This is a genomic window from Pseudomonas sp. GOM6 (assembly GCF_029537485.1).
Classification (GTDB): Bacteria; Pseudomonadota; Gammaproteobacteria; order Pseudomonadales; family Pseudomonadaceae; genus Aquipseudomonas.
The window spans coordinates 214,386-232,360 of record NZ_JARPUS010000007.1; the positions used below are offsets into that span (position 1 = coordinate 214,386).

At 64.9% G+C, this 17,975-nt stretch carries 19 protein-coding genes; 13 read left to right on the forward strand and 6 right to left on the reverse strand.

The window, feature by feature from the left end:
• The first annotated feature begins 121 nt into the window (after positions 1 to 121).
• A complete protein-coding gene (gene leuA / locus P7A97_RS10915; protein WP_277689968.1) occupies positions 122 to 1,792 on the forward strand; it encodes a 2-isopropylmalate synthase in 1,671 nt (556 codons plus the stop codon).
• Positions 1,793 to 1,852: 60 nt separating this feature from the next.
• On the opposite strand, the gene P7A97_RS10920 is transcribed toward leuA, so the two are convergent.
• Positions 1,853 to 3,076, reverse strand: coding sequence for an outer membrane protein transport protein (locus P7A97_RS10920; protein ID WP_277689969.1), 1,224 nt, complete (start codon positions 3,074 to 3,076; stop codon positions 1,853 to 1,855).
• Positions 3,077 to 3,269: 193 nt separating this feature from the next.
• Between P7A97_RS10920 and P7A97_RS10925 the strand changes: the two genes are divergently transcribed.
• On the forward strand, positions 3,270 to 4,319 hold the full coding sequence (locus tag P7A97_RS10925; RefSeq protein WP_277689970.1) for an NAD(P)-dependent alcohol dehydrogenase: 1,050 nt from the start codon (positions 3,270 to 3,272) through the stop codon (positions 4,317 to 4,319).
• A gap of 210 nt (positions 4,320 to 4,529) precedes the next feature.
• Here the strand turns inward: P7A97_RS10925 and P7A97_RS10930 are convergent, their stop codons facing one another.
• Positions 4,530 to 5,321 carry an amidohydrolase gene (locus P7A97_RS10930; RefSeq protein ID WP_277689971.1) on the reverse strand — a complete coding sequence of 264 codons (792 nt, stop codon included), beginning with the start codon at positions 5,319 to 5,321 and terminating at the stop codon, positions 4,530 to 4,532.
• A gap of 71 nt (positions 5,322 to 5,392) precedes the next feature.
• Here P7A97_RS10930 and P7A97_RS10935 point away from each other — a divergent pair, with 71 nt between their 5' ends.
• The 11 genes from P7A97_RS10935 to P7A97_RS10985 all read left to right on the forward strand — a co-directional run bounded on the left by P7A97_RS10935 (position 5,393) and on the right by P7A97_RS10985 (position 14,745).
• On the forward strand, positions 5,393 to 5,689 hold the full coding sequence (locus P7A97_RS10935; RefSeq protein ID WP_277689972.1) for a winged helix-turn-helix domain-containing protein: 297 nt from the start codon (positions 5,393 to 5,395) through the stop codon (positions 5,687 to 5,689).
• Positions 5,690 to 5,978: 289 nt separating this feature from the next.
• A complete protein-coding gene (locus tag P7A97_RS10940) occupies positions 5,979 to 6,926 on the forward strand; it encodes a 2-thiouracil desulfurase family protein (protein WP_277689973.1) in 948 nt (315 codons plus the stop codon).
• Positions 6,923 to 7,849 (forward strand): MerR family transcriptional regulator, encoded by a 927-nt coding sequence (locus P7A97_RS10945; protein ID WP_277689974.1) that lies wholly within the window; start codon positions 6,923 to 6,925, stop codon positions 7,847 to 7,849. The genes P7A97_RS10940 and P7A97_RS10945 overlap by 4 nt, the downstream gene beginning before the upstream one ends.
• Positions 7,837 to 9,276, forward strand: a complete 1,440-nt coding sequence (gene phrB / locus P7A97_RS10950; RefSeq protein ID WP_277689975.1) for a deoxyribodipyrimidine photo-lyase — start codon at positions 7,837 to 7,839, stop codon at positions 9,274 to 9,276. Before P7A97_RS10945 ends, phrB begins: the two co-directional genes overlap by 13 nt.
• Entirely contained in the window at positions 9,269 to 9,691 is a 423-nt protein-coding gene (locus P7A97_RS10955; RefSeq protein WP_277689976.1) for a nuclear transport factor 2 family protein, read from the forward strand. The genes phrB and P7A97_RS10955 overlap by 8 nt, the downstream gene beginning before the upstream one ends.
• Positions 9,688 to 10,446, forward strand: a complete 759-nt coding sequence (locus P7A97_RS10960) for an SDR family NAD(P)-dependent oxidoreductase (RefSeq protein ID WP_277689977.1) — start codon at positions 9,688 to 9,690, stop codon at positions 10,444 to 10,446. The genes P7A97_RS10955 and P7A97_RS10960 overlap by 4 nt, the downstream gene beginning before the upstream one ends.
• Positions 10,443 to 11,690, forward strand: coding sequence for an FAD-dependent oxidoreductase (locus P7A97_RS10965; protein ID WP_277689978.1), 1,248 nt, complete (start codon positions 10,443 to 10,445; stop codon positions 11,688 to 11,690). Before P7A97_RS10960 ends, P7A97_RS10965 begins: the two co-directional genes overlap by 4 nt.
• Complete coding sequence (locus P7A97_RS10970; RefSeq protein WP_277689979.1) at positions 11,687 to 12,478, forward strand: DUF1365 domain-containing protein; 792 nt, start codon at positions 11,687 to 11,689, stop codon at positions 12,476 to 12,478. The genes P7A97_RS10965 and P7A97_RS10970 overlap by 4 nt, the downstream gene beginning before the upstream one ends.
• A complete protein-coding gene (locus P7A97_RS10975; protein ID WP_277689980.1) occupies positions 12,465 to 13,739 on the forward strand; it encodes a cyclopropane-fatty-acyl-phospholipid synthase family protein in 1,275 nt (424 codons plus the stop codon). The genes P7A97_RS10970 and P7A97_RS10975 overlap by 14 nt, the downstream gene beginning before the upstream one ends.
• Positions 13,740 to 13,823: 84 nt before the next feature.
• Positions 13,824 to 14,366, forward strand: coding sequence for a DUF2878 domain-containing protein (locus P7A97_RS10980; RefSeq protein ID WP_277689981.1), 543 nt, complete (start codon positions 13,824 to 13,826; stop codon positions 14,364 to 14,366).
• A 70-nt stretch (positions 14,367 to 14,436) separates the two neighbouring features.
• Positions 14,437 to 14,745, forward strand: coding sequence for a YkgJ family cysteine cluster protein (locus P7A97_RS10985; RefSeq protein ID WP_277689982.1), 309 nt, complete (start codon positions 14,437 to 14,439; stop codon positions 14,743 to 14,745).
• A gap of 229 nt (positions 14,746 to 14,974) precedes the next feature.
• Here P7A97_RS10985 and P7A97_RS10990 read toward each other — a convergent pair whose 3' ends face one another.
• The 4 genes from P7A97_RS10990 to prmC form a co-directional block, all read right to left on the reverse strand.
• A complete protein-coding gene (locus tag P7A97_RS10990; RefSeq protein WP_277689983.1) occupies positions 14,975 to 15,487 on the reverse strand; it encodes an acyloxyacyl hydrolase in 513 nt (170 codons plus the stop codon).
• Positions 15,488 to 15,595: 108 nt separating this feature from the next.
• A complete protein-coding gene (murI, locus tag P7A97_RS10995) occupies positions 15,596 to 16,387 on the reverse strand; it encodes a glutamate racemase (RefSeq protein WP_277689984.1) in 792 nt (263 codons plus the stop codon).
• On the reverse strand, positions 16,384 to 17,139 hold the full coding sequence (locus P7A97_RS11000; protein ID WP_277690004.1) for a molybdopterin-synthase adenylyltransferase MoeB: 756 nt from the start codon (positions 17,137 to 17,139) through the stop codon (positions 16,384 to 16,386). Before P7A97_RS11000 ends, murI begins: the two co-directional genes overlap by 4 nt.
• 2 nt (positions 17,140 to 17,141) lie before the next feature.
• Positions 17,142 to 17,972, reverse strand: coding sequence for a peptide chain release factor N(5)-glutamine methyltransferase (gene prmC, locus P7A97_RS11005; protein ID WP_277689985.1), 831 nt, complete (start codon positions 17,970 to 17,972; stop codon positions 17,142 to 17,144).
• Between the last annotated feature and the right edge of the window lie 3 nt (positions 17,973 to 17,975).

Here is a 17,975-nt window from a genome sequence, read left to right on the forward strand (position 1 = left end):
TTCTTCTGCGGCAACACGCCTGCCTGCGTCTGGTCAGCCCGCGACTGCGTAGCTGAACCCTCCTTTCGCCCCAACCCTTTCGTGTTGCCCCGGCCTGCCGCCGAACTCAAGGATTTGCCTGATGACCATGCTCAAAGACCCGTCGAAGAAATACCGCCCGTTCACCCAGATCCAGTTGCCCGACCGTACCTGGCCGGACCAGGTCATCGACAAGGCGCCGATCTGGTTGTCCACCGACCTGCGCGACGGCAACCAGTCGCTGATCGAGCCGATGGACGCCGAGAAGAAGATGCGCTTCTTCAAGTGCCTGGTCGCCGTGGGCCTGAAGGAAATCGAAGTGGGCTTCCCGTCCGCCTCGCAGACCGACTTCGACTTCGTCCGCGAGCTGATCGAGGGCGGCCATATCCCTGACGACGTGACCATCCAGGTGCTGACCCAGGCCCGCGAGGACCTGATCACCCGTACCTTCGAGTCGCTCAAGGGCGCCAAGAAGGCCATCGTCCACTACTACAACGCCACCGCGCCGAGCTTCCGCCGCATCGTCTTCAACCAGGACAAGGCCGGCGTGATCGAGATCGCCACCAGCGCCGCACGCATCATCAAGCGCCTGGCTGCCGCCCAGCCGGAGACCCAGTGGGGCTTCGAATACTCGCCGGAAGTGTTCAGCTCCACCGAAATCGACTTCGCCGTCGAGGTGTGCAACGCGGTGATCGGCGTGTTCGAGCCGACCCCGGCGCAGAAGCTGATCCTCAACCTGCCGGCCACCATCGAGTGCGCCACGCCGAACAACTACGCCGACCAGATCGAGTGGTTCGGCCGCCATGTTGATCGTCGCGATAGCGTGCTGATCAGCGTGCACACCCACAACGACCGTGGCACCGGTGTGGCCGCCTCGGAACTGGCCGTGATGGCCGGCGCCGACCGCGTCGAAGGCTGCCTGTTCGGCAACGGCGAGCGCACCGGCAACGTGTGCCTGGTGACCCTGGCGCTGAACCTCTACACCCAGGGCGTCGACCCCGAACTGGACTTCTCCGACATCGACGCCGTGCGCAAGGTAGTGGAAGAGTGCAACCAGCTGCCGGTGCACCCGCGCCATCCGTACGTCGGCGACCTGGTCCACACCGCCTTCTCCGGCTCGCACCAGGACGCCATCCGCAAGGGCTTCGCCCAGCAGGACCCGGAAGGTATCTGGGAAGTGCCCTACCTGCCGATCGACCCGGCCGATATCGGTCGCGACTACGAGGCGGTGATCCGGGTGAACAGCCAGTCCGGCAAGGGCGGTATCACCTTCCTGCTCGAGCAGGAGTACGGCATCAGCCTGCCGCGTCGCATGCAGATCGAGTTCAGCCAGGTGGTCCAGCGCGAAACCGACCGCCTCGGCCTGGAGATGACGGCCCAGCAGATCTATAGCCTGTTGCAGAGCGAATACCTCGAAGCCAACAGCCCGTACGCACTGAAGAGCCACCGCCTGCAGGAAGAGAATGGCATCTGCAGCGTCGACGTCGAAGTCGCCTACGACGGCGAAACCCGTCGCAAGCACGGCACCGGCAAGGGCCCGCTGGAGGCGCTGGTCGCCGCACTGCCGCAGAACATCGAGATCATGGACTACCACGAGCACGCCATCAGCGCCGGCACCAACGCCCAGGCCGTGGCCTATATCGAGGTACGCCTGAACGGTGGCCGCCCACTGCACGGCATCGGCATCGACGAGAACCTGACCACCGCGACCTTCCGTGCCCTGTTCAGCGCACTGAACCGGGCGCTGGAGCAGGCCGAGGCGCAAGCCGCCTGATCAGTCATAGATGAATAAAAACGCCGGGCACTTGCCCGGCGTTTTTCGTTGCGGCCCAGCCTAGAAGTGATAGGCGCCACTGATGATCAGCGCGTAGGGGTTATCGGTCTCCCCCACCACCCGCCCGCGTACGGCCGACGTGCCGGTATCGACCGGCCCTTTGCCGAAATCGACCAGATGCACATTGAATTCGACCAGTTGGCCCTTGCCATGGTCGACCTGCACCCCTGCCCCGAACCCCCAGATACGGTCTAGCGCCAGCGCCAGGGTGCGCTTGTCGTCATCCACCGGCGCCTGAACATAGAAGGCATCCAGGGTGTAGCGCAAGCCATTGTGCTCGGGGAAGCCATAGCCCAAGGCCCCCGCCCAGAAGTTGTTGAAGCCGCCCTCCTCGACATTAAGGTCTTGGCCATCGAGGGAAATCGAGTTGGCGCCGAACCGCGAGAACTCGACCCAGCCGATATCGGCCACGATGAAGTCCCCCGCCTCCAGCTCGTGATACAGGCCACCGATGATGCGCTGCGGCTGTACCTGCTCGACCTCGATCTCGTCGCTGAGGATGCCGCGTTCCAGCAACCCGCCGATCACCGGACCGGTATTGCGGAATTTCAGGTCGCCATCGATATCGGTCTTCGACTCGCTGGTGTAGGACAGCCCGAAGCGGGTCTTGTCGGTCATCTCCCACAACAACGACAGCGTGAAGTTGGTACCGACACCATCGAGCTCAGCCTTCATCCGCCCATCGGCCGCCCCCGGCACCAGGGTGTTGATGGCCACTTCCGACTCCGAGGCGATGTAGTTGATACCAACGGCCGCCCCTATCGACCACTGCTCGTTGATGCGCCAGGAAATCGCCGGCGTCAGGGCGACATAGACCAGCGAATAGCTGTCCGTGTAATAACGCCCGGCCCAGTCCGAACCGTACTCCGAGCCGAAGCCGGTGGGCACGGTCAGAGAGAGGCCGACATGCACGTCCTCGTTCAACGGCCGCACATGGTAGGCCTGAGGCAGAAATACCGGACTGGAGTCATCGTCAGGGTTACCGCCGCCAGTCGTGGTCTTGCCCTCGTCCACCTCGAACTCGCCAAAGCCCCGGGCCATCATCAGGCTGAGGCTGGTCGTCGGCTCCGCCAGGCGCGACATCCCCGCTGGGTTGCCGTTAGCAGTCTCCGCCGAATCGGCACTGGCGACGATGCCGGCGAAGCCTGCCGAACCGGCCACGACCGGCCCCGTGAAACATCCCGCCAGTGAAACCACCAGCCCCCAATGTCGTGAAGATTGCATGGCGCCCCCGTCTGCAAACCGCAATGGTGATGTGTAGCCCGGATGAGCATAGACGGTCGCCAGGACGCTTTTATGAAGGAGCCTGGCGCATGCCGTGCACCTCTGGGCATGGATTCGGCAGGATCAGGCAAGCCCTCTGTAACCTGCCTGCTTTAGCCTCTCCTGCATCCTTTGCAGACCCCAGGAGACGCCCATGAGCACCACTCTCGCCTTCGCCGCACAGAATCCAGAAACGCCACTGGCCCCCATGGAAATCCAGCGCCGCGCCGTTGGCCCGGACGATGTGGCCATCGACATCCTCTACTGCGGTGTCTGCCACTCCGACCTGCACACCGCGCGTAACGAGTGGAACAACACCCTGTATCCCTCGGTGCCGGGCCACGAGATAGTCGGCAAGGTCACGGCCGTCGGCAGCAATGTCTCGAGCTTCAAGGTCGGCGACGTCGCCGGCGTCGGCTGCATGGTCGACAGCTGCCGCCACTGCGCGTCCTGCAGTGAGAGCCTGGAGCAGTACTGCGAGAGCGGTTTCACCGGCACCTACAACGGCCCGGTATTCGGCGGCGAGAACACCTTCGGCGGCTACTCTCAGCACATCGTGGTGGACCAGCGCTTCGTCCTGCAGATTCGTCACAGCGCCGAACAGCTGGCGGCCGTGGCGCCGCTGCTGTGCGCCGGCATCACCACCTACTCGCCGCTGCGCCAGTGGAAGGTCGGCCCGGGGCAGAAGGTCGGCATCGTCGGGCTGGGCGGCCTCGGCCACATGGGTGTGAAGATCGCCGCCGCCATGGGCGCTCATGTGGTGCTGTTCACCACCTCGCCAAACAAGCGTGACGACGCCCTGCGCCTGGGCGCCAGCGAAGTGGTGGTATCGAAGAGTGCAGACGAGATGGCCGCACACGCGGGCAGCTTCGACTTCATCCTCAACACCGTGGCCGCGCCCCACGACCTCAACCCCTTCCTCAACCTGCTCAAGCGCGACGCCACCCTGTGCCTGGTCGGCGCGCCAGACTCGCCGCACCCGCCGGCGGACGTGTTCGGCCTGATCTTCAAGCGCCGCCGAATCGCCGGCTCGCTGATCGGCGGTATCGCCGAGACCCAGGAGATGCTCGACTTCTGCGCCGAGCACGGCATCGTCTCGGATATCGAGATGATCCCCATGCAGGCGATCAATGAAGCCTACGAGCGCATGCTGAAAAGCGACGTGAAATACCGTTTCGTGATCGATATGGCTTCGCTGGGCTGAGCCTGGACGCACCGGGCGGTATTCGGTGTCAGCCTCCTGGCAGTCTTTTCGCGGCTAAAGCCGCTCCCACGGACGTCCAGGACCCGTTTTTTTGTGGGAGCGGCTTCAGCCGCGAGTGACGCAGGCCAGCTCGCTTGTTGGGCTTCGCTGCGCGCAACCCAACCTATGCGCTGGCCGGGGACAACAGGAACACTCCTTAACGGGCTTGCCTCACTGCCCCGCCAGGTAGAACCGGTCCGCATCCAGATACGCAGGGAAGCGCTGCCGGTAGGCCGCCAGCTCGGCGGCCGCCAACGTCACGCGGAATACGCCTGCGGCATCACCGGGCGCCAGCAGGGCTTCGCCCTGGAAGTCCAGTACCTGGCTATCGCCGCTGTAGGGGTGGCCATTGCCGTCGTTGCCGATGCGGTTCACCGCGGCCACGTAACACAGGTTCTCGATGGCCCGTGCCGGCAGCAGGCGGTTCCAGTGGTGACGCCGCGCCGCCGGCCAGTTGGCGGTGTACAGCAGCAGGTCGGTTTTCTCGGGATCGCGGCTCCACACCGGGAAGCGCAGGTCGTAGCAGATCAGCGTGCGCACCCGCCAGCCCTTGACCTCCAGCACCACCTGCTCCTCACCCGCCGCATAGTGCTTGTGCTCGCCGGCCATGCGGAACAGGTGACGCTTGTCGTAGTGCGCCAGCGAGCCATCCGGGCGCGCCCACAGCAGGCGGTTGCGGTAGCTGCCGTCGGCAGCCTGGATGATCAGGCTGCCGGTGACCACAGCGCCGATACGCTGCGCCTGCTCGCGCAGCCAGGCCGTGGTGGGGCCGTCTTCCGGCTCGGCCAGCTCGGCCGAATGCATGGAGAAACCGGTACTGAACATCTCCGGCAGCACCACCAGGTCGGCGCCGCGCGCCTGCTCCAGCTGGGCGGCGAGGTATTCCCGGTTGGTCGCGGGGTCTTGCCAGGCCAGTTCACACTGCACCAGCGCCACTTCCAGGTCGTCGTTCTGCTCGTTCATCGCTATCCTCCGCAAGACCTGCGTAGATACCCCCGCGCCACCCCGCCTGGCAAGCCACCTCAGGAGAAAACATGGAAGTCAGCAAGACCCGCACCAGCTTCTACCGCCGCCTCTACGTCGCCTGGCTGGTCGACAGCGGCACCGCCACCAGCGTGCCGGCGTTGATCGAGGCCACCGGCATGCCCCGGCGCACCGCCCAGGACACCCTGGCGGCGCTGGCCGAGCTGGATATCCAGTGCGAGTTCATCCAGCACGATGGCGAGCGCAACAACGCCGGGCACTATGTGATTCGCGACTGGGGCGCCATCGACAAGCACTGGGTCGCTGCCCACCTGGCCCAGATCAAGGCGCTGCTGGGCTATCCGTAACCCCTGCTGTGATCACAGCTACAGGAAGCCGGAATAAATGCGCAGCGACTGGCCGTTTTTCGGCCAGCTACTCGCCTCCGTCGGACGCTTAGGACGCACCCGCCGCGCCTGGATGCAACGGTGCTGTTACTGCAGCAGGCTCGCCAATGAACCGGGTGCTGCCGGTATCGGGACCGTGGCCGCCCCTGCAAAAAGCTGTACACAAATTAATACTTGCACAACTTTTATCTCGCGTATTTACTTGTACAAGATTCAACTCAGGTACAAGTAATCGCGGGAGGTACAGGTTGTGGAACGTCTCAAGCTCGGTATCAGCGCATGCCTGATCGGCGCCCCGGTACGCTTCAATGGCGGTCACAAGGAGTCGCGTCTGTGCAGCCAGGTATTGGCCGAACACTTTGACTTCGTGGCGCTGTGCCCGGAAGCCGCCATTGGCCTGGGCACGCCCCGAGAGCCCATTCGCCTGGTCGGCGACCCCGCCGCACCGCGCGCCGTGGGCACCGTACACCCGGACCGCGACCACACCCAGGCGCTGATCGATTACGGCACGCGCATCGCCACGGAGCTGCAGGATATCTGCGGCTACATCCTCATGCAGAAATCACCCTCCTGCGGCATGGAGCGGGTCAAGGTCTATCGCGACAACGGCTACCCCGAGACAGAAGGTGGCTCCGGCATCTTCGCCGCCACCCTGGCACGCCTGCGCCCTGACCTGCCCATCGAAGAGGACGGCCGGCTGAATGACCCCGTACTGCGCGAAAACTTCCTGACCCGCGTATTTGCCTATGCCGAGTGGCAGCGTCTGCTGGCAGCAGGCCTGACCCACAAGGCGATCGGTCAATTTCACGCCCGCTACAAATACCAGCTGATGGCCAGTCATCCGCAGCAGTACAAGGCCCTTGGCCGGCTCCTGGCCGACCTGGGCAAGTACGACCCGGCCGAGTTCGGCCCGCGCTACTTCAGCCAGCTGATGGCTGCGCTGAAACGCTGCGCCACCCGTGGTACCCACAGCAATGTGCTGCAGCACCTGAGCGGCTACCTCAAGCGCGCCCTGAGCAACGAAGACCGCCAGGAGATCGCCCACATCATCGAACAGTACCGCCGCGGCATCGTGCCTCTGGTGGTGCCACTGACCCTGCTCAAGCACCACTTCCGCCGCCATCCGGATGACTACGTGGCCCGCCAGGCCTACCTGCAGCCACACCCGGAAAACCTCAGCCTGCGCAACGCCCTATGAGCCCGCCGGACGACTATCAGGACGCCCTCGCCCAGGGCTACCTGCCGATTCGTGAGGTGGCCCGCCATACCGGGGTCAATCCAGTGACCCTGCGCGCCTGGGAGCGCCGTTATGGGCTGATCGTGCCGCACCGCACGCCCAAGGGACACCGCCTGTATTCGCAGGAACACCTGACGCGCATCCACGCCATCCTCGGCTGGCTGGAGCGCGGCGTGGCCGTCAGCCAGGTCAAGGAATTGCTCAGCACCCGCAGCACGCCACCCGCGCCGGGCAGTAACCAGTGGCTAACCCTGCGCGCGCAACTGCTGCAGTGCATCGAGGATCTGCAGGAGCGCCAGCTGGACGAGCACTTCAACCGCGCCCTGGCCCTCTACCCGCCGCGCACCCTCTGCCAGCAACTGTTCCTGCCCCTGTTCGACGAGCTGCACCAGCGCTGGCAGGGCGCCCCCTTTGGCGCCCAGCTGGAGCGGGTGTTCTTTTATTCCTGGCTGCGCAGCAAGCTGGGCACGCGCCTGGCGCAGAACAACCGCCAGCTCAGCGGCGCACCGCTGTTGCTGGTCAACCTGTCCGATCTGCCGCTGGAGCCGGGCCTGTGGCTGTGCGCCTGGCTGGCCAGCTGTGCCGGCAGCCCGGTGGAAGTGTTCGACTGGCCACTGCCCCTGGTCGAACTGGCCGTGGCCCTGGAAAGCCTTACCCCTCACGCCCTGCTGCTGTACTCCAGCCAGGCGCTGGACAACAGCCTGCTGCGCCGCGAGTTGCCGCGCCTCAACAACACCTGTGCCGTGCCGCTGCTGCTGGTTGGCGCCGCTGCCCACATCCATGCCGAAGACCTGCAGCACCTGCCTGGCCTGCACCTGGCCGAAGACCCGCTGGGCGCCGACCTGCACCTGCAACAACTCAAGGCCTCCTCATGCGCCAACTGATCTGGTTCCGCACCGACCTGCGCGTGCACGACAACACCGCCCTCGCCGCCGCCATGCAGACGGGGCCGACCATTGCCCTGTTTCTGCTCAGCCCGCAGCAGTGGCTGGAGCATGACGACGCCGCCTGCAAAGTTGATTTCTGGCTACGCAACCTCAAGGAATTGCAGCAACGCCTGGCGGAGCTGAACGTACCGCTGCTGATTCGTACCGCCGCGCACTGGCGCGATGCGCCCAAGGTGCTGGCGGATGTCTGCCGTGATCAGACCATAGGTTGCGTGCAGGTCAACGAGGAATACGGCCTCAACGAAACCCGCCGCGACCGGGCGGTACGACAGCACCTGGCCCTGCAGGGCGTCGAATGGCGCAGTCATCTCGACCAACTGCTGTTCCAGCCTGGCAGTGTGCTGACCCGCAGCGGCACCTACTTCCAGGTGTTCAGCCAGTTCCGCAAGGTCTGCTACCAGCACCTGCATACGGCCATGCCCGGCCTGGTGCCGACGCCCAAGGCCCAGGCCCCGCTCGACCTGGCCAGCGACGCCATTCCCAAGGCGCTGCCGGAATTTCTCCCGCCCAGCGACAACCTGCGCCAGCTCTGGCCGGCCGGTGAGGCGCCTGTGCGCCAGCAGCTGGACGAATTCGCTGACGAGGCCCTGTTGTACTACCAGGAGCAGCGCGACTTTCCCGCCCGTCCCGGCACCAGCCGCCTGTCGCCCTACCTGGCCGCGGGCGTGGTGTCCCCGCGCCAGTGCCTGCATGCCGCCCTGCAAGGCAACCGTGGCGAATTCGACAGCGGCAACCCCGGCGCCATCACCTGGATCAACGAACTGCTCTGGCGCGAGTTCTACAAGCACATCCTTGTCGGCTATCCGCGCGTCTCGCGGCACCGTGCCTTCCGCCTGGAAACCGAGACCCTGCCCTGGCGCCAGGCGCCAGCCGAGTTGGCCGCCTGGCAGCAGGGCCGCACCGGCATCCCCATCGTCGATGCCGCCATGCGCCAGTTGCTGGCCACCGGCTGGATGCACAACCGCCTGCGCATGGTGGTGGCGATGTTCCTGAGCAAGAACCTGATGATCGACTGGCGCGAAGGTGAGCGGTTCTTCATGCGCCACCTGATCGACGGCGACCTGGCGGCCAACAACGGCGGCTGGCAGTGGAGCGCTTCCACCGGCACCGATGCGGCGCCCTACTTCCGCATCTTCAACCCGATCAGCCAGTCACAGAAGTTCGATCCGGACGGTCGCTTCATCCGTACCTGGGTGCCGGAACTGGCCGAACTGAACAAGCGCGACATCCACGACCCGGCGGCCTTGGGCGGATTGTTCGGCATGGCCAATTACCCGCGGCCCATCGTCGACCTGGCCCGTTCGCGTGAGCGTGTCCTGCAGGCCTTCAAGAGCCTGCCGCAAACGGAGGTTGCGCATGTCTGACTTTTTGCGTCATTTCGCCGAACGCTTTGCCGAGCTGGACGCCAGCAATCTGCAGCGCATCGATGAGCTGTACAGCGAGGACGTCGTGTTCCGCGACCCGCTGCATGAAGTACGCGGGCTGTCGGCACTGCAGGATTACTTCGCCGAACTGTATGCCAACGTCAGCCAGCTGCATTTCGACTTTCATAGCCACGACCAGATCAGTGACGGCGAAGGCTACCTACGCTGGACCATGACCTATCGTCATCCGCGCCTGCGCGGCGGTGCCCCGATCCGGGTTGATGGCTGCTCGCACCTGCTGTGGTGGGACAAGGTCTACCAACACCGCGACTACTTCGATGCTGGCGCCCTGCTTTACGAGCACCTGCCGCTGATGGGTGGCGCCATTGCCTGGCTGAAACGGAGACTGGCATGAACAAGCGTATCTGGCTGACCGGCGCCAGCAGCGGCATTGGCGCCGCCCTGGCGGAAATCCTCCTGCAGCAAGGCCATCGCCTGGCGGTCAGCGCACGCAATGCCCAGGCTCTGCAGAGCCTGGCCAGCCGCTACCCGCAACAGGTGTTGCTGGCACCGGGCGACCTCAGTGATCGCGAGCAGGTGCGGGCCATCGGTGAACGCATCAAGGCGCACTGGGGGGCGCTGGATCAGGTAATCCTCAATGCCGGAACCTGTGAATACATCGAGGTCGAGCACTTCGAGGCCGACATGGTCGAGCGCGTCATGCGCGCCAACCTGCTGAGCGCCAGCTACTGCGTGGAGGTCGCCCTGCCATTGCTGCGCCAGGGCCAGCGCCCGCACCTGGTGGCGGTGAGCAGCTCGGTCACCTATCTGCCCCTGCCCCGCGCCGGTGCCTACGGCGCCTCCAAGGCCGCCATGCGCTACCTGTTCGAGTCACTGCGCATCGACCTGGCGGCCAGCGGTATCGAAGTCACTCTGGTCAGTCCCGGCTTCGTCGACACGCCGCTGACGCAGAAGAACGACTTCCCCATGCCCATGCGCTGGCCGGTGGACAAAGCAGCTCGGCATATTGCCCAACGCCTGGAGAAACGCCCCTTGGAGATTGCCTTTCCGCGCCTGTTCATCGCCACCCTGATCCTGCTCTCCCACCTGCCCGGGCGCCTGCAACTGGCTCTCGGCAAACGCCTGGCCCGTTCGGAACAACAACCATGAAAATCGCCATCATCGGCAGCGGCATCGCCGGCCTGACCAGCGCCTACCTGCTCAATCGCCAGCACGACATCACCGTGTTCGAAAGCAGCGACTGGATTGGCGGCCACACCCACACCGTGGATGTCGAGGTGGCTGGCCGGCAGTACGCCATTGATACCGGCTTCATCGTGTTCAACGACTGGACCTACCCCAACTTCATCCGCCTGCTCGACCAGCTCGGCGTTGCTTCGCAACCCGCCGAAATGAGCTTCTCGGTGCACGACCCGGTCAGCGGCTGCGAGTACAACGGCAACAACCTCAACAGCCTGTTCGCCCAGCGGCGCAATCTGTTCTCGCCACGCTTTATAGGCATGTTGCGCGACATCCTGCGCTTCAACCGCGAGGCGCTGTTCGACCTGGAGCAGCAGCGTATCGGCGCCGATACCACGCTCGGCGACTACCTGCGCCAGCGCGGTTACGGTCAGCGCTTCATCGACCATTACATCGTGCCCATGGGCGCGGCCATCTGGTCCATGTCACTGGCCGACATGCTCAGCTTTCCCCTGCAATTCTTCGTGCGTTTCTTCAAGAACCACGGCCTGCTCTCGGTCAATGACCGCCCGCAATGGCGGGTTATCGCCGGTGGCTCGCGCAGCTATGTGGCGCCCCTGACGGCCAGCTTTGCCGAGCGCATTCGCCTGAGCTGCCCCGTGCAACAGGTCGAGCGTGACGCCGATGGCGTGACCATCCGGAGTGCGCACGGCACCGAACGTTTCGACAAAGTGGTTTTCGCTTGCCACAGCGACCAGGCCCTGAGCCTGCTCAGCGCACCGAGCGAGGCCGAGCGGGACATCCTCGGCGCCTTGCGCTACGCCGACAACGACGTGGTGTTGCACACCGACACCCGCCTGTTGCCGCAGCGCCGGCTGGCCTGGGCCAGCTGGAACTACCGCCTTGGTGGGCCGAGCGAGCAGCCTGCCGCCGTCACCTACAACATGAACATCCTGCAGGGCATTCGCAGCGAAACAACCTTTTGCGTCAGCCTCAACCAGACCGAAGCCATCGACCCGAGCAAGATCCTCGGCCGCTATCGCTACGCTCACCCGCAATTCAGCCTGGCCGGCATCGCGGCCCAGGCGCGCTGGCAGGAAGTCCTCGGCGCTCAGCACAGCTACTACTGTGGCGCCTATTGGGCCAATGGTTTTCACGAGGACGGCGTGGTCAGCGCACTGCGTGTGGCCCGCGCCTTCGGCGAGCAACTGTGAACAGCGCGCTCTATCAAGGCTGGGTCAGCCATCGCCGCTACCTGCCGCGCGGCCACGCCTTCCGCTATCGCATGGGCCTGCTCTACCTCGACCTGAGCGAGCAGGAGGCCGTGCTGGCGCTCTCGCCACTGGCAGGCCGCTCGCGCTGGGCCCCCTTCGCCTGGCGTGAGACAGACTTCCTGCCACAGCTCACCGGCCAGGGCGTGCGTCTGATCGATGCCGTGCGCCAACGTGTCGGCGAGGCCCTCGGCCAGACGCCTGAAGGTCGCATCTGCCTGCTGGCACAGCCGCGCAGCTGGGGCCTGGCCTTCAACCCGGCGAGCTTCTTCTACTGCTACGACGCCCAGGATCGCCTGGCCGCCATCCTCTGCGAAGTCAGCAACACCCCCTGGCGCGAGCGTTACCACTATGTGCTGCCGGCCAACGCCGAGGGTGAGTCCCGCCATCGCGTGGCCAAGAGCTTTCACGTTTCGCCCTTCCTGCCGCGTGAACTGGAGTACCGCATGCGCTACTCGCCACCTGGCGAACACCTGCATATCCGCATGGAGGACTGGCAGGGCGACGACAAGCTATTCGAAGCCGGCCTCGGCCTAAACCGTGTCGAACTCAGTCGTAGCAGCCTGCACCGGCACCTACTGGCGTTTCCCTGGATGACCGGCAAGACCCTGCTGGCCATCTACTGGCAGGCCCTGCGCCTGCTGCTCAAGCGCACCCCGATCTTTTCCCATCGCACTGCGGACGGCGAATTTCGCACCGCCCACCTGGAGCCCCGCCATGAAGAGTCCTGACCTCAGTTCCGCGAAAACCAGCGTGCGTGCTGGCAATGGCATCGGCGCCAGCTTGCTGCGCCGCGCCGTACTGCGCCAACTCGGTCAGCTGCGCCACGGCCAGTTGGCCATAATCGAGGACGGCGAACGGCAGACCTTCGGTCAGGCCGGCTCGCCATTGCACGCTGAAATCCAGGTGCAGGACGCCGCAGTCTGGGCGATGGTCGCCGGCAACGGCTCGATCGGCGCCGGCGAAGCCTATATCCACGGCTACTGGACCACCCCGGACCTGACCGCGGTGATCCGTGTATTCGTCAGCAACCTCGACGTGCTGGACGGCATGGAGCGCGGCCTGGCCCTGCTCGGCAGGCCTCTACTGCAGGGCCTGCACTGGCTCAACCGCAATACCCGCAAGGGTTCGCGCAAGAACATTGCCGCTCACTACGACCTGGGTAACAGCCTGTTCGAGCAGTTCCTCGATCCGACCATGATGTACTCGGCCGCCATGTTCCAGAGCGAGCAGGACAGCCTGGAGCAGGCCCAGCTGAACAAGCTCGAGCGCATCTGCCAGAAGCTCGACCTCAAGGCCGATGACCACCTGCTGGAGATCGGCACCGGCTGGGGCAGCATGGCCATCTACGCCGCCAGCCACTACGGCTGCCGGGTGACCACCACCACCTTGTCGCGCGAGCAGTACGAATACACGCGCCAGCGCATCGAAGAACAGGGCCTGCAGCAACGCATCACCCTGCTGCTCAAGGACTACCGCGACCTCGACGGCCAGTACGACAAACTGGTGTCGATCGAGATGATCGAGGCGGTCGGCCATCGCTTCCTGCCCACCTATTTCAAGCAGTGCTCGCACCTGCTCAAGCCCCACGGGCAGATGCTGTTGCAGGCCATCACCATCCGCGACCAGCGCTACGAACAGGCCAAACGTTCGGTGGACTTCATCCAGCGCTACATCTTCCCCGGCGGCGCGCTGCCCTCGGTGAACACGATGCTGCAGATCGTCAGCCGCGATACCGACCTCAATCTGCACCACATGGAGGACTTCGGCCTGCACTACGCCAAGACCCTGCGCCTGTGGCACGACAACCTGCGCCACGCCCGGCACCGCCTGGAGCAGCTCGGTTACGACGACTACTTCTACCGCCTGTGGGAGTTCTACCTGTGCTACTGCGAGGGCGGCTTCCTCGAGCGCACGATCGGCACCGCCCAGCTCCTGCTGGTCAAGGAAGGGGCGCGGCCGGCGCCTTTGCTGGGCCGCTTCGATGCCTGAGCACCTCCATGCTCGCCCCTTGGGCAAGGGCCAGGCTGAGGGTACCCTCAGCCTTTTGCTGACTACTGGCCGACTCGCATGCCCATGACTGCGCCCCGCTCACTGATCCTCAACGCCCTGCTGTTTCAGGCGGGCTGGTTCGCCTGCATCTTCGGCGCCACCCGGCCCTGGCTGCTGACGGTAGCGCTGGCCTGCCTGGCCGCACACTTCATCTGGATCGCCCACTGGCGCAACGAAGGGCGTCTGGTCGCCAGCGTGGCGCTATTCGGCTGCGCCCTGGACAGCTTCCTGCTCAACCTCGGCGTGTTCGACTTCGCTGGCGATAGTCGTCTGCTGCCCGCCTGGCTGGCCCTGCTCTGGTCCCTGTTCGCCACCACCCTCAACCACAGCCTGGCCTGGAGCGCCCGCCCCTGGTGGCTGGCCAGTGTACTCGGCGCCGTGGGCGGGCCACTGTCCTACTATGCCGGCGCGCAACTGGCTGGCGTCGGCCTGCCGCTGGGGCTATGGCCAACCCTGCTGTTGCTCTCCGCCATCTGGGCCGCCGTGATGCTGGTAGCACATGGCTTTGCGGGCATGTATCGGGCCAAGGCCTTGTCCGGGCACAGATCACCTGGTGGGCAGGCCTGATTAACGGCTCCTGCGCGCGCCTGTCGGCCAGGCAAGCCATCCTCGGTTGCCTGCCGTACACTGCGCGCCCATGACCCGCATCCCCCTCACCCAACTCCCCAGCGAGTCCGCCACCAGTTGCAGCACCTGCGCCGCCTGCTGCTGCCAGCTGGAAGTCATGCTGATCACCGATACCGGCGTACCGCAGCGCTTCATCGAAACCGACGACTGGGGCGGCGAAGTGATGCGCCGTCTGGACGATGGCTGGTGTGCGGCGCTGGATCGCGACAGCATGCGCTGCACCATCTACGAAGTGCGCCCGCTGATCTGCCGCGAATTCGAACTGGGCTCGCCGGAGTGCCATGACGAGCGACGCGGCATGGTCGGCATCTATCGCTGAACGGACCGCGCAGCGGACTTCACTGGCCTGTGGGAGCGGCTTCAGCCGCGATGCGCGCCTGACGAAATGACTCCGGCCAAACCGAAGTGCCGTGCGCCACTGCTGCCGGTGTTCGCAGCCGAGGTGTTGCCGACATGCCCGGAGCCCGTCTGGTTAAAGCAGTTGCGCCCCCCGTTTGGCGCATAAAAAAACCGGGCATCAGGCCCGGTTTCTCATGTCTGCAGCTCGCTCAGAAGCTGGTGCGGTAATGCAGGGTGTAGGCCTCGACACCGTCGTTGGGGTTCTTGATCCCAGCGTTGGAGTAGTGCAGCGCACGGATGCCGATTTCCTGACCGGAGAAACGCAGGCCAGCGCCGATGCGATCCTCGAACTGGAAGGACGACCCCAGGTCGTTGTCTTCCAGCTCGGTGCTGGAGAACGCCGCCACACCGATACCTGCCTCGATGTAGGGCTGTACGCTTTCACCGGAAAACTCATAAACGAAAACCGGAGCAAACGACAGGCTGTGGTTGCTGGCGGTTTCATCCCCTTCCCAATAGGTGTAGCCGGCATCCCAGTAGCCGGTCAGGCGACCGACATCACTCTGCCACCAGCTGGTATTCCAGTCCCATTGGGCGCCAAGACGGTAGACCATGGTCGAGTCACCACTCTGGCCAATGGCTGCCGTGAAATCGACAGCCTGTGCAGAGAAACTTCCCATTGCCAAAGCAGCTGCCGTAGCCAGAGAAAGGATCTTTTTCATTCTTCTAACTTCCTGTAGTGAAAAGTATCGGCGTCGTAGCGATAACCAGAGTATATAACCCCGAATTATTAAGGAAAGCCGACTAAAGCCGGATTCCTGTCTACTCGCTCAAACACAGAGCGGCTGAACGTCGGCGAGTTCAGACAATAATTTCGGCAGTACCCGGGCCATTGCCTGCGGATCGGCACTGGACCAATAGCGCGTCGCTTGCGCTGTACCGACAGCACGCAAGCCATGACGATCAAGTAGCGCCTGCAACTGACAGGCCACTGCCGCACCGGTATCCACCAGGCGCACCGACGCCGGCACCAGCTCGGCCAGCAATGGCTTGATAAAGGGATAGTGCGTGCAACCCAGGATCAACGTGTCGCAGCCCTCGGCCAGCAGCGGCTCGACCCAGCCGCGCAGCAGTTCCCGGGTGCGTGCACTGTCCAACTCACCGGCCTCGACCTGCTCCACCAATCCCGGGCAGGGCTGGGTAATCACGCGCACGTCATGGGCGAAACGGTCGAGCAAGGCTGCGAACTTGGCGCTTTTCAGTGTGCCGGTGGTGGCCAGCACCCCCACCACGCCGCTACGGGTAGCCGCTGCAGCCGGCTTCACTGCCGGCTCCATACCGACGATAGGTACCTTCGGGTAACGCTCGCGCAAATCAGCCACCGCGGCAGCCGTCGCGGTGTTGCAGGCCAGCACCAGCGCCTTGGCGCCCTGGCTCAGTAGAAACGCGGCAATCGCCTGGCTGCGTTCACGGATGAATTCCGGGCTCTTCTCGCCATAGGGCACATGACCGCTGTCGGCCACATACAGCAGTGATTCCTGCGGCAGACGGGCGCGAATCTCGCGCAGCACCGACAGGCCACCGACGCCGGAGTCGAACACACCGACCGGCGCTTCGCTCACGGGCGCGCTCCACACACCGCGCAAGCGGGATCACGTTTGACCCGCAGCTCGCGAAAGCGCGAACCCAGCGCATCGATCAGCAGCAGACGACCCACCAGCGGCTCGCCGAAACCGGCCAGCAACTTGAGCGCTTCCAGTGCCTGCAGGCTGCCCACCAGCCCGACCAGCGGGCCGACCACGCCAGCTTCGCTGCAGGTCAGCTCGGCTTCGCTGCCATGGCCATACAGGCAGTGGTAACAGGGGCTGGCCGCCTGGCGCGGATCGAACACCGCGAGCTGGCCTTCCAGGCGGATCGCCGCGCCGGACACCAGCGGCTTGCCGGCCGTCACACAGGCTGCGTTGACAGCCTCACGGGTGCCGAAGTTGTCGCTGCAGTCCAGCACCAGATCCACGGCCGCCACGGCGGCGGCCAGCGAATCCTGGTCCAGCGCCGAGCGGTGCGGCACCAGGCGGATCTGCGGGTTGATCGCGGCGAGCCGGCTCATGGCCGAATCGACCTTGGCCACGCCAACCTGGTTGCCATCGTGGATGATCTGGCGTTGCAGGTTGGTCAGGTCGACCGTATCGAAATCGGCCAGGTGCAGCTCGCCGACACCCGCCGCCGCCAGATACAGCGCCACCGGCGAGCCCAGGCCACCGAGCCCGACGATCAATGCGCAGCTGTTCTTCAGTCGCAGCTGTCCGTCCACGTCGATTTGCGGCAAAAGGATCTGCCGGCTGTAACGCAGCAGTTCGTCGTCGCTCAGTTCCATCATCATGCTGGCCATTGCCCCAGGGAAATACGTTCGTGGCCACCCAGGTCGCGGCGGCTCTCGGTCAGGTGGAAACCGGCGGCACCGAGCAATGCACGCACCGCCTCGGCCTGATCATAGCCGTGCTCCAGCAACAGCCAGCCACCCGGCTGCAGGTGCTGCGGTGCCTGGCCCACGATCAGGCGAATATCGTCCAGGCCATCGGCACCGGCGACCAGGGCACTTTGCGGCTCGAAGCGCACATCCCCCTCACCCAGGTGACGGTCATCGGCGGCGATATACGGTGGGTTGCTGACAATCAGGTCGAAACGCTCGCCGCCCAGGCTGTCGAACCAGCTGCTCAGGCGAAACTCGGCATTGCCCAACTGGAGGCGTTGGCGATTGCGCTCAGCCAGGGCCACAGCTTCCGCGATGCGATCCACGCCCATTACCTGCCAACCACCGCGCTCGCTGGCCAGGGCCAGGGCGATGGCACCGGTGCCGGTGCCCAGATCGAGCACACGCCGCGGCGTCGCAGGGGCCAGCTGCAGGGCGGTCTCCACCAGTAGCTCAGTGTCCGGGCGGGGAATCAGGGTATGCGGCGCCACTTCCAGCTCCAGGCTCCAGAAGCCCTGGTGGCCGAGGATATAAGCCACCGGCTCGCCGCTGCGGCGACGCCCGAGCATCCGGGCGAAGGCATCCAGTTGCTCGGCAGTCGGCTCGCGCTCGGGCCAGGTGCGCAGGTAGCTGCGCGGCTTGTTCAGCGCAGCGGCCAGCAGCAATTCGGCATCCAGCCGTGCGGTCGGCGAGTCGGGTAGATCGGTACTGTCGAGCAGGGTTTGGATACTGGCCATGCA